Genomic DNA, 9,790 nt, shown 5'->3' with positions numbered 1-9,790 from the left:
CGACGCGGCGCGCAAGGCGGCGCGCGCGGCGCTGCGCGCAAGCGCCGAACAAGCCAGGCAGGCGCGCCATGCCGGCGAGCCGACCGCCTGGCGCGGCTGGTTCGACGGCTCGGCCCATCCCAATCCGGGGCGCTGCGGCATCGGCGCGCTGCTCAGGGGCCCGGACGGCGAACAAATCGAGATCGCGCGATCGGCCGGTTTCGGCAACAGCGGCGAGGCCGAATACCTGGCCCTGATCGCGCTGCTGCGGGCGGCGGTGGCGGCCGGCGCGCATCCGCTCACCGTCTACGGCGACAGCCAGGTGGTCATTGGAGACCTGCGCGCGCCCCAAGGCGCCGGCGCCGCCGGCTTGCAACGGCACCGGGCGCAAGCCCTTGGACTGATCGCCCAATTGCCCGGGCTGGCCTTGCGCTGGGTGCCGCGCCACCGCAACCTCGACGCCGACGCGTTGTCGCAGCGCGGGGCGACAATGCCCTGAGAGGTTGAGAGTCTTTCGATCATGCCCGCTCATCACGCCAGAAAGCGCCAGTTCGTCGTTGCAAATGCTCGCCATAGCCCGCTATGGCTGTGCTTTGCGCCTCGACCTGCCGCTTTCTGGCGGCCTGCTCGGACACGCAAGAAAAACTCTCAGCCTCTGAGCGCCGACGCCGCTTGGGCCGCGGCGCCCCCGGCGGCGATGCGATAAGATAGCGGCTTCCCATCGCCCCCCACGCCGCCCGCACCACCCAATGACATCGACGCCCACAGTCCCGCAAGCGCCCGCATCGAGCGGCAAACTGAATTTCATCCTCGTCTGCGTGTTCATCGACATGCTCGGCATCGGCCTGATCATCCCGGTGCTGCCGCCGCTGGTGGGCAAATTCGTCAGCGGCCGCGCCGACCAGGCGCTGTGGTTCGGCATACTGACGACCGTGTTCGGCCTGATGCAGTTCATTTTCATGCCGATGCTTGGCGCGATCAGCGACCGCGTCGGCCGCCGCCCGGTCCTGTTGTACTCGATGGCCGGCATGTGCATCAACTTCCTGGCCACGGCGCTGGCGCCCAATTTGGCGTTTTTGTTCATCGGCCGCGTCATCGGGGGCATGTCGTCGGCCAGCATGTCGGTCGCATCGGCCTACGCCTCCGACATCACGAGCCCCGAAAACCGCGCCAAGAGCTTCGGCAAGGTCGGCGCCGCGCTCGGCCTCGGGTTCATCTTCGGCCCGATGCTCGGTGGCGTGCTGGGCGACAAAGACCCGCATCTGCCGTTCTACGCGGCGGCGGCCCTGTCGGCGGCCAATCTGGCGTACGGCTATTTTTTCGTGCCCGAGTCGCTCCCCAAGTCGATGCGCTCGCCGCTCTCGCTGTCCAAGATGAACCCGTTCGCCGCCCTGTTCGGGCTGTTCGCGCGCGCCGAAATCCGCGGCCTGGTGATCGTCTACGCGCTGCTGGCGTTCGCGCAGATCATCCTGCACACGACCTGGGTCCTGTACACCACCTTCCGTTTCAACTGGTCCCCGCTCGACAACGGCATCGCCTTGTTCTGCGTCGGTCTGACGGCCGCGGTGGTGCAGGCCGGCTTGCTCGGCATCCTGGTCAAGCGCTTCGGCGAGGTGCGCGTGGCGATCATGGGCCTCGCGTCGGGCTGCATCACGTTCGCCCTGTACGGCCTGGCCACCCAGGGCTGGATGATGTACGTCCTCATTTTGTGCAACCTGCTCGCCTTCGCCGCCGGGCCCGCGCTGCAGGGGATCATCTCGAAATCGACGCCGGGCAACGAGCAGGGCAAGCTGATGGGCTCACTGGCCTCGATCACCAGCCTGGCGATCATCGTGGTGCCGATCGCCGGCACCAGCTTGCTCGGCCTCGTCAGCGCGCTGCCGGCCAACGACTGGCGCCTCGGCAGCACCTTCTTTGTCGGCTCCCTGCTGCATCTGACGGCCATATGCGTGGCGGTCGCCTACTTCAAGTCGCACCACATGCAGATGCACGCCAAAAGCTGATCGACTTCAGAACTTGGCCTCGAGGACCGCGCGCACCTGCATGACACCGGGATTGGCCGTGTCGCGCCGCGCCAGTCCCCCGGCGTCGGCGTAACTGCCCCCGGCCAGCGCGTCGACCTCGAGCAGGCCGCTCGCGCAGACGCGCAACTGGCTGCCCCCGCTTAGCTTCCACAGCACATACAGGTCGAGGTCGCGCCGGTCGCTGCTGTCGCTGCGCTCCTCTACCGAATTGCGCATCGGGCCGCCCCGCCCGTACACGAAGCCGCCGCCGCCCGACAGCAGCGCGCCCTTGTAGTCGACGCCGAGCGTGGCCGAGAGCGGCGACTGCTGGTCGAGACTGTTGTCCGGCCCCGGCACCGATGCGACCGACGACCAGTTGCGCCCGACACTGGCGCGCAGGTCGATCGCGGGCGCCTTGCCGGGCACCGCCTTGAGCGGGAATTTCGACTCGAGCTCGAGGCCGCGGGTGTTGGCGCGGCCGGCGTTGAGCGGTTGCGCCAGCCAGCGCAGGTCGGCGCCGCGGCTTAGCGCCACGCGATTGTAATCGTCGATGCGGCGCCTCGAGGCGCGCACCGACAGCAGCGCGCCCTCGGCCCAATGATCCTAGATTCCCCAGTTGGACTGGCGCGAGTGTGCGTTTTTCCGGCTTTCTGGCTAGGCGTGACGACGACGCAGACTGCATTCTGATAGGAGGAACAACAACGCCAGGAAGTCGGAAAAATGTGCAATCGCGCCTGTAGCGCAGGCACCCAAAAGATGAAGCATTTAAATGCGAAAACATCAATGGAATACAAGTACTTATCGAAGCCAATGAGCGGTCAACTGGGGAATCTAGGATGATGCTCGAACGAGGCGTCGACGCCGAAGGCCAGTTCGGGCCGCAGCGCCGGATTGCCGAGCGTGTCGGGCTCGAATTCCGAGTTGGCGGCGGTGACCATGCGGCGCGGGATCAGGCGCGCCGCGACCGGCGCCTTGTAGGTGCGGGTGACGGCCAGGCGCAGCTGGCCTTGGTCCCGGGCAGCTTGTAAAGGGTCTGCAGCACGGGGCTCCAGACGCTGGTGCACGAATCGACCGGGCCGAAGGCCCCCGCGCCCGTGCCGGCGCTGCGCGTCTCGACGCCCTCCCAGCGCGCGCCCAGATACACCGACCTGCGCGGCGTGACGCTCCACTCGTCCTGCGCGAACAGGGCCAGGCGGCGCACCGTGGCCAAAAAACCCTGCGCCACCGGGGTGGCGGGAATCGCCGGCCGCCCCGTCGGCAGGGCCGGATACGGGGCGATCGCCGGGGTGCCGCCAAACACCGAGTCGCGCGCCTCGTCGCGCCCGGAACGGCCACCGTCCCAGCCCACCGCCAGCGCATCCCGCTCGAAGATCGGGGCCGTGTATTTGCCGGTGGTGCTCAAACCCAGTTCCTCGGCACGGGTGGCCACCACGCGCCTGAGCGAATTGACGCCCGATGGCGTGAAGCCGAGCTCGATCGCGTCATTCTCGTTCGAAAACCAGGCCGCGCCGATCCTGGCGTCGACCTTGGCGCCGCCGCCGAATCCGCGCACCCAGTGCAGGCCGCTGCGCGCGTTGTGGCCGCGGTTGCTGGTGCTGGCGTCAAGGTCCGGAAAGATCGAGGCCGGGCCCGCCGCGTGCACCGAGTGGGTCGCCAGCGCGCCGGTGTGCCGGGTCAGCGACAGGAACGATTGCGAGCTTAGCGAGTCGCCGCCGGGGAGCATCAGGTTCAGGCGCGGCGCCAGCTGGATTTGGCGCAACCGGCTCTCGAGGCCGGACGCCGATTCGATCAGCACCGCGCGGGCGCCGGCCGGATTGAAACGCTGCTCGAGATGGCGAGATTCGGTCCGGGCGTCGCTCGCGAGCGCGTTGACCGACAGCGAATACGACAGCGGCCCTCTGCGGCCCGCCAGTTGCAGGCTCGCCCCCGGCGCGAACAGCCGCCTGGCCATGCCGGCGCCGAGCTTGACCTCGCGCCGGCCCTCGCCGATCGCGTTTTTGAGCACGATGTTGATGGTGCCCTCGATCGACTCGGCGCTGAACTCGGCGCTGGCCGCGCAGCACCTCGACCCGTTCGATCAGTTCGGGCGCGAGCGCGTCGAGCGCGAAGCCGGCCGGGGCCCGCTCGCCGTTGATCAGGATCTGGGTGTAGCCGCTGCCAAGGCCGCGCATGCGCACGTCGGCGCCGCGCGCGGTCACGCCGGGCAGCCGCCCGAGCACGTCGACGATATTGGCATCGCCGTGTTTGATGATCTCGTCGTGGCTGATGACGACCATGCCGGCGGCGGCGGCGCGCCGCGCATCGCGGCCGGCCGCCGTGCCGCGCACCTCGACCTGTTCCAGCCTCGCCGGCGCGGCGCCGGGGCGCGGGTCCGCCGGGGTATTGCCCTCCTGGGCCCGCGCGGGCGACATGGCCACGGCGGCCGCCGCAGCGATCAGGCTCAGACGCAGGGGGCGGCGGTTTGAGGTGACGGCCATGATACTCATGAAAAAGTGACAATGTGCGACTATTGTCGTGCAAATTCATGCGTCCGGGATATCCAACCCGCAATTATTGTCGTGCGGCACCACGGCCCCGCCCCGGAAACCGGCACGCGGCGCCCGCGCACCGTTATAATTCGGCTTCGTCTTTGCCTGGGGCTTCCATCGTGTCAGATCGCATCAAGGTTTTACCGCAGTACCTCATGCCGAAGCAGGCCCTGACCATGCTGGCCGGCCGCATCGCGGGCGCCCAGGGGGGGGCCTTCACCACCCGCCTGGTCGACATGTTCGTGCGCCAGTACGGCGTCAACATGGCCGAAGCCGACAACCCCGACACCGCCAGCTACAAGAGCTTCAACGAATTCTTCACGCGCCCGCTGCGGGCCGGCGCGCGCCCGCTCGCGAAAGCCGATTTCGTCTGCCCGGTCGACGGCGCCATCAGCCAGCTCGGGCAGATCGACGACCACCAGATCTTCCAGGCCAAGGGCCACCATTTCACGACCCAGGCGCTGGTCGGCGGCGACGCCGCGCTGGCCGCGCACTTCCAGCATGGCAGCTTCGCCAACCTGTATCTGAGCCCGAAGGACTACCACCGCATCCACATGCCGTGCGACGGCCGCCTGACACGCATGATCTATGTGCCGGGCGCGCTGTTCTCGGTCAATCCGCTGACCGCGCGCGGCATCCCGGGCCTGTTCGCCCGCAACGAGCGCGTGGTCTGCGTGTTCGAGTCGAACAGGCACGGCACCTTCGTCATGACGCTGGTGGGCGCGACCATCGTCGGCAGCATGGCCACGGTGTGGCACGGCCTGGTCAATCCGCCGCGCGCGGGCAGGCTGATCGAGTGGGATTACAAGGACCAGAACATCGTGCTCAAAAAGGGCGACGAGATGGGCCGCTTTTTGCTCGGCTCGACCGTCGTCATGCTGTTCCAGAAGGACAGGATCGCGTTCAATCCGGATTGGGCCGCCGCCGGCGGCGTGCGCCTCGGCGAGTCGATGGGCAACGCGCCAAAATAAGCCATGCCCCGGGCGCTCAGGCGGCGGCTTCAAACAGCTTGTTGCGCGCCTCCTCGCAGCACAGCACCTCCTCCATCAGGTCGAGGAAGACGCGGGTCTTGGCCGGCATCAGGCGCCGGCCCGGAAACACCGCCCAGCCCACCACCTCAGGCAAATCCCATTCGGGCAGCACGCGCACCAGCTCCCCCTTGAGCAGGTGTGGATGGGCGAACATGGCCGAACTGGCCGCGATCCCGGCGCCGGTGCAGGCGATGCGCGCCAAAAAATCGGGCGAATTGGCGATCAGCTTGGCCGGCAATTCGCGCTCCCAGCGCACCTTTCCGCGCGAAAGAACCCACGGCTTGGTCCCCCCCGCGCGGCTCAAAAGGCACAACAGGTCGTGCTTGACCAGGTCGTCCGGGTGCTCCGGCAGCCCGCGCCTGGCGATGTACGACGGCGACGCGTACAACGCCAGCTTCTCGATCGCGACCCGGCGCGCGGCGAGCGACGAGTCGTCCGGCAGGTCGCCCATGCGGATGGCGACGTCGAAATTCTCGGCCACCAGGTCGACCCGGCGCGGCGACATGTCGAGTTCGAGCGTGATCGCCGGGTAGCGCTCCATGAACAGCGACAGCACGTGGGTCAGGCCCAGGTTGGCGAAGTCGCCCGGCAGCGAGATGCGCAGCCGCCCGCTCGGCGCCAGTTGGCGGTGCTGCACCAGCGCGCCGGCCGCCTCGACCTCTTCGACCACCTTGCGCGCGTGCTCTAGCAGGCTGGCGCCGAACTCGGTGAGCATGAGCTTGCGCGTGGTGCGCTGGAGCAGGCGCTCGCCCAGCTTGGCCTCGAGCAGCGCGATGCGGCGCGAGACGGTCGACTTGGGCAGGTCGACCCGCTGCGCCGCCCGGCTGAAACTGCCGCTCTCGACGATCCGGGCGAACAGCAGCAGATCATTTGGTTCAACATCCATGGCGATTGTCCCAACAGGCGAATAATGTTATCCATTTTAACGCCTTCTGGATTGTTTTTGGAACTGCTACAGTGACTTCATCGCGGTTCAACTTAAACGAAGGAAACCAAATGAACATCCTGCAAATCAATTCCAGCGCGCGCAGCAGCGGTTCCGAATCGACCCGCATGGCCGACGCGCTCGTCGCAAAACTGATCGCCGCGGCCCCGCACGCGCAGCTGATCCGGCGCGACCTGGCCAGCGAGCCGCATCCGGCGATCGACGAGCCGGCCCTGCAGGCACTGTTCACCCCGGCCGACCAGCGCACTGAAGCCCAGGCCGCCCGCGTGGCCCTCGACGACGCCCTGATCGCCCAGGCGCAGGCGGCCGACACCATCGTGATCGGCGCGCCCATGTACAATTTCGGCATGACGACGCAGCTCAAAAGCTGGTTCGACGCGATCGCCCGCGCCGGCGCCACGTTCCGCTACACGGCCACCGGCCCCGAAGGCCTGCTGACGGGTAAAAAAGTGTTCGTCACGCTCGCCCGCGGCGGCATGCACCGAGACGGCCCGAACGACGTCCAGGTGCCGCACCTGAAAACCCTGCTCGGCTTTTTGGGCATGACCGACGTCACCTTCCTGTATTCCGAGGGACTGGGACTGGGCCCTGAATCGGTGGCGCGCGCCCAGGCGCAGGCCGACGCCGACATCAACGCGGTGCTGGTCTGAGCGTCTTAGCTGACAAACACCACGGCACATTGGAGAAGATCATGACTGAACAAATCGTGGAACAACGCGTTGCGCAAGCGCGCACGGTCGAGCGCCTGGTCAACGGCCAGTTCGTGATGGATGGCGCCGGCGTGCGCATCAACCGCGTCCTCACGCAAACGCTGCAGCGCCGGCTCGACCCGTTCCTGATGCTCGACGCCTTCGGCAGCGTCAAGCCGGGCGACTACATCGCCGGCTTCCCCTCGCATCCGCACCGCGGCTTCGAGACCGTCTCGTACATGATCCACGGGCGCATGCGCCACAAGGACAGCGCCGGCCACGAGGGCCTGATCACCGACGGCGGCGTGCAGTGGATGAGCGCCGGGCGCGGCGTGATCCACTCCGAGATGCCCGAGCAGCAGGACGGCCTGATGGAGGGCTTCCAGCTGTGGCTCAACCTGGCGGGCAAGGACAAGATGGGCGCGCCGACGTACCGCGACATCCCGAGCGAGGAGATCGCGCGCTTCACCACCACTGCAGGTGCCACCGTGCGGGTGATCGCCGGCAGCAGCCACGGCGTGGCCGGCGCGGTCCGGCGCGCGGTGACCGAGCCTATCTACCTCGACATCGAACTGCCCGCCGGCGCCAGTTTCGAGCAGCCCCTGCCCGCCGGCCACAACGCGTTCATTTATGTGTTCCGCGGCCAGGTCGAGGTCGACGGCAAAAGCGTGCCGGCGTCGCGCATGGCGATCCTGGCCAACAGCCCGGATGCCGACGGCGTGCGCGTCAGCGCCGGGCAGCCCAGCCGCCTGCTGCTGATCGCCGGGCGTCCGCTGGATGAACCGATCGCCCAGCACGGCCCGTTTGTGATGAACACCCAGGCCGAACTGGTCCAGGCGATGGACGACTTCCGGGCCGGCCGCCTGGGCGCCTGAGCCGGACCTGCAACCGCGCGGCAATCGGCCGGCCGCGCGGTCGCGCCCCGCTTGCGCTAAACTACCGGCATGAGACATCCATTCGACCCGCACGCGGTCCAACCCCAAGGAGCTTCCCGCCGATGCCGGCCCTGATCCCCACCCTGCTCAAGGTCATGGCGCAGGTCAGCCGCGTCTGCGGTTTCGAGACCGCCAGCAGCTTCCCGCCCGACCATATCCACGCGCGCACGCGCTGGCGGGGGGCCTACTTCGACATCGCCTCCGACCGCAAGCCCGAGCAGATCGAGCGCGCCATGTGCGAGGCCCTGGCCAACACCCCTTCGCTGTTCGAACTGATCGAGAACCCGACCCCGCGCATGCAGCTCACGCTGGTCGCCGCGATCGAGTCGCGCATGCGCCGCTCGAGCAACATGCCGGACGACCTGGCCGTCCTGCTGATCAAGGCCTACGCCAGCCCGCACACGATGGAAGCCATCCCCGGCATGCGCGACGCCATCGAACAAGGCGCCCGGGACGGCGACATGCAGGAGTGCATCGGCGTCCTGCTCGGCTTCATCAGGGCCAGGCCCTCGTTCGTCGACGGCGACATCATCGACTCTGGAGCGCCGTTGCGGCTGGTGCGTTGAGGTTGCTGGGCACATAGCGATCGCGCAGCGCCATGAACGGCGCCTCGACCATGCGGAACAACAGCCAGCCCGTGAGCACGCTCAAGGCGAGCATCGCGGCCACCGCGAGCGGCATGTCGGGCTCGAGGCCCCAGCTTCGCAGCTGGGCGTTGGCGAGGATGCAGACCTGCTTGTGCAGCACGTAGATCGCATACGACCACAGGGCCATGCTGGCCGCGCCGGGCACGCGCATCTCGCGCAGCACCGAGCCGGGACTTAGCGCCGACACGAGCAGCAGCCCGAACGAGAGCGCCAGCATCGGATACCCGAACACGGTCACGCCGTAGCCATAGCGGTCGTTCAAAAACAGGGTGAAGGTGAGTGCCGACAGCGCCACGCCACCCGCGAGCGCCACGTTGCCGTGCGAGGTGAGGCGCTGCCACAGCCCCGGGTGGTACTGCCTGAGCAGGGCCAGCGCGACGCCGGCGATCAATTCGTCGAGCCGGCACAGGGTCGAATAATAGATGTCCGTGAAGAACTGGGACGAGCCGCCATCGTTGGCGACCAGGTCGTTCCACACGCTGGCACGCACCAGCATGCCCCCGACCAGCCCTAGCGCCAGCGCGGCCCAGGCCCAGCCAAGCGAGCGGCGCATCGAGGCGATCAGCAGCGCGCCGGCCGGCAGCACCAGGTAGAACTGTTCTTCGATGCACAGCGACCAGGCATGCGAGAACGCGGTGCCGGGCCTCAGATTGATATTTTGGGTGAAGGTCAAGAATTCCCACAGCGGCGGCAGCGCCAGCCCGTTCCTGAAATAGGGCCAGCAGAAGTACAAGGCCAGCACAAAATAGAAATTTGGCAAGGTGCGCAGCAGGCGGCGCGCGTAGAAGCGCCACAGCGACAGTCCCTGTTCGCTGCGCATCGCCGCGAACAGCTGGTTGCCGATCAGGTAGCCCGACAAGGCGAAGAACAAATCGACGCCGACCCAGCCGATGCTGCCGACCCAGCCGAAGGTATCCTCGCCGCTCACGAACAGCACGTAATGGTGCAGCACCACGAACACTATCGCGAGGGCGCGCAGCGTATCGAGTCCGTGCACGCGGGAGGTCGGTTCCAAGGTGTCCATGCTGTCAG

General features: G+C 67.6%; 10 protein-coding genes and 1 pseudogene. 6 read left to right on the top strand and 5 right to left on the bottom strand.

The features are described 5' to 3' along the window. A partial coding sequence (locus C7C56_RS21200; RefSeq protein ID WP_106759343.1) for a ribonuclease HI family protein occupies nt 1-478 on the top strand: 478 nt, incomplete at its 5' end. A gap of 250 nt (nt 479-728) precedes the next feature. After that, nucleotides 729-1,982 carry an MFS transporter gene (locus C7C56_RS21195; RefSeq protein WP_106759342.1) on the top strand — a complete coding sequence of 418 codons (1,254 nt, stop codon included), beginning with the start codon at nt 729-731 and terminating at the stop codon, nt 1,980-1,982. Between the two features lie 6 nt (nt 1,983-1,988). On the opposite strand, the gene C7C56_RS21190 is transcribed toward C7C56_RS21195, so the two are convergent. The 3 genes and pseudogenes from C7C56_RS21190 to C7C56_RS30800 all read right to left on the bottom strand — a co-directional run. Next, on the bottom strand, nt 1,989-2,516 hold the full coding sequence (locus C7C56_RS21190) for a TonB-dependent receptor (protein WP_181373283.1): 528 nt from the start codon (nt 2,514-2,516) through the stop codon (nt 1,989-1,991). 415 nt (nt 2,517-2,931) lie between these two features. Next, entirely contained in the window at nt 2,932-3,987 is a 1,056-nt protein-coding gene (locus C7C56_RS21185; protein WP_109246591.1) for a TonB-dependent receptor, read from the bottom strand. Between the two features lie 100 nt (nt 3,988-4,087). Next, nucleotides 4,088-4,258, bottom strand: a pseudogene (locus C7C56_RS30800) (TonB-dependent receptor plug domain-containing protein); the annotation flags it as partial. 371 nt (nt 4,259-4,629) lie between these two features. Between C7C56_RS30800 and asd the strand changes: the two are divergent. Then, on the top strand, nt 4,630-5,481 hold the full coding sequence (gene asd, locus C7C56_RS21175) for an archaetidylserine decarboxylase (RefSeq protein WP_106759339.1): 852 nt from the start codon (nt 4,630-4,632) through the stop codon (nt 5,479-5,481). Between the two features lie 16 nt (nt 5,482-5,497). On the opposite strand, the gene C7C56_RS21170 is transcribed toward asd, so the two are convergent. Further along, complete coding sequence (locus C7C56_RS21170) at nt 5,498-6,427, bottom strand: LysR family transcriptional regulator (protein WP_106759338.1); 930 nt, start codon at nt 6,425-6,427, stop codon at nt 5,498-5,500. 110 nt (nt 6,428-6,537) lie between these two features. On the opposite strand from C7C56_RS21170, the gene C7C56_RS21165 reads away from it, so the two are divergent. The 3 genes from C7C56_RS21165 (at nt 6,538) to C7C56_RS21155 (ending at nt 8,677) form a co-directional block, all read left to right on the top strand. Further along, entirely contained in the window at nt 6,538-7,137 is a 600-nt protein-coding gene (locus tag C7C56_RS21165; protein ID WP_106759337.1) for an FMN-dependent NADH-azoreductase, read from the top strand. A gap of 41 nt (nt 7,138-7,178) precedes the next feature. After that, entirely contained in the window at nt 7,179-8,051 is an 873-nt protein-coding gene (locus C7C56_RS21160) for a pirin family protein (protein ID WP_106759344.1), read from the top strand. 122 nt (nt 8,052-8,173) lie between these two features. Continuing rightward, complete coding sequence (locus tag C7C56_RS21155; RefSeq protein WP_106759336.1) at nt 8,174-8,677, top strand: hypothetical protein; 504 nt, start codon at nt 8,174-8,176, stop codon at nt 8,675-8,677. Here the strand turns inward: C7C56_RS21155 and C7C56_RS21150 are convergent. After that, a complete protein-coding gene (locus C7C56_RS21150) occupies nt 8,640-9,773 on the bottom strand; it encodes an acyltransferase family protein (protein ID WP_229458905.1) in 1,134 nt (377 codons plus the stop codon). The genes C7C56_RS21155 and C7C56_RS21150 overlap by 38 nt on opposite strands. Nucleotides 9,774-9,790: the final 17 nt, after the last annotated feature.

Source organism: Massilia glaciei (assembly GCF_003011895.2).
Taxonomy (GTDB): Bacteria; Pseudomonadota; Gammaproteobacteria; order Burkholderiales; family Burkholderiaceae_D; genus Telluria_A; species Telluria_A glaciei.
Note: the sequence above shows the minus strand (reverse complement) of the source record. Positions and strands in the feature narration are given on the sequence as shown.